Source organism: Cellulomonas algicola (assembly GCF_003851725.1).
Classification (GTDB): domain Bacteria; phylum Actinomycetota; class Actinomycetes; order Actinomycetales; family Cellulomonadaceae; genus Cellulomonas; species Cellulomonas algicola.
On record NZ_BHYL01000503.1, the window covers coordinates 1 to 1,518 of the forward strand.

The 1,518-nt window shown below is 79.8% G+C and carries 1 protein-coding gene; it reads right to left on the minus strand.

What is annotated here, in order from left to right; all coding sequences use genetic code 11:
* Window positions 1-71: 71 nt before the first annotated feature.
* The coding region (locus tag CTKZ_RS21135; protein ID WP_200829883.1) for a glycoside hydrolase family 15 at window positions 72-1,518 on the minus strand (1,447 nt) is incomplete at its 5' end.

The window sequence follows — 1,518 nt, forward strand, 5'->3', positions numbered from 1 at the left end:
GCCCCGCGCGCGTTCCTGCCCGACGGCGGCCGGGTGCACGAGGGGCCGAGCGACGTCGGCGGGGAGCGTCGTCAGCGGGGGAGCGGGGCCGCGTGCGGGGCGGTCGTCGACGCGGCGGTGTCGAGCGCGTCGAGCGCGAGCAGCACGCACGCGGCGCTCCACGCGAGCGGCGCGACCGCGGCGGGCGACCCGTCGCCGAGCACCTTCTCCGGGATCGAGCCGGCCGTCGTGCGGTGCGCGTCGAGGAAGTCGAGCCAGCCGTGCGCGAGCCCCGGCTCGCCGTTCTCCGCCGCGACCCACGCGTAGAGCGACGTCTGCGGCGTCCAGGAGACGCCGTCGTCCCGCCACCCCGCGCCGGGTGCGAGCCCGCTCGCCGGTCGACGCATCGTGGGGACGGACGCGAGCCACGCGTCGTGCGCGCCCGGTGCGGGTGCCCGCAGGAACGGCGTGAGCAGGAACGCCGTCGCCGCGTCCGCGTGGCCGCCCGCCGCGTACCGTGCGTAGCCCGACCCGCCGAACTCGCGGATGGTCGCGACCTGGCTGCGCGTCGCCGCGCGGGCGGCGGCGTCCGCGAGGGCCACGTCGCCCGTCAGGCGGAGCAGCCCGTCGGCCTGCTGGAGGCCCGCGACGAGCGGCACGACCGTGCCCAGCGTCAGCGAGCGCTCGGGCACCTCCCAGTAGTCGGGCGACGCGGGCGGCAGGCCCGTGCCCGCGACCAGGGCGGTCGCGTGCTGCGTCGAGCGGACGACGAGGGGGTGCAGCCGGTGCGCGGCCGCCGCGCGCTCGGTGGGGTCGTCGAGCTCGGCGACGACGAGCCCGGCCGCCCACAGCGCCCAGCCCGTGCCGTCCGTCTGCACGCCGCGGTCGTCGGGCGGGCCGGAGCCGTCGGGCAGGTAGCGCGCCTGGAACGAGCCGTCGGCGGCCTGGACGCCGTCGAGGAACGCGAGCACGTCGAGCGCGTCCTCGACGTGACCGGTGCGGGCGAGCGCCACGGACACGAACGCCGCGTCGCGCGGCCACACGTACCGCCAGCGCTCCGACCACCCCGCGACCGCGGCGCCGCCCGGGAGCAGCAGCGTGCGCAGGTCGAGGAGCGCGGCGCGGGCCATCGGCTCGTACGGGCCGCCCGCGCCCGGGACCGTCCCGGCCGCGAGCCAGTCGCGCTGCACCTGCGCGGCCGCGTCGGCCCGCGGCACCCCGTGTGACGTCGCCGCCGTGGCCGAGGACGCGCCGAACGCCTCCGCGAGCGTCGCCGCCGCAGGGTCGAGCACGCGCGAGCCGGGGAGGAACGTCGGGTCGGTGCCGCTGCGCACCTCGGCGCGGGTGCCGTCGGGGAGCAGCGTGACGGTCTCCTGGTAGAGCGGGATCTGCGCCCACGTCGTCGGCGGGCCGACGACCGCGGCGGGTGGCGCGGTGCGCGGCGCGGAGCGGCCGGCCGGGGGGAGGTGCGCGGCGAGGACGGCCAGGGCGACGACGCCGCCGAGGGTGGCGGTGGCGACGCGCGCGAGAGGGCTCGGC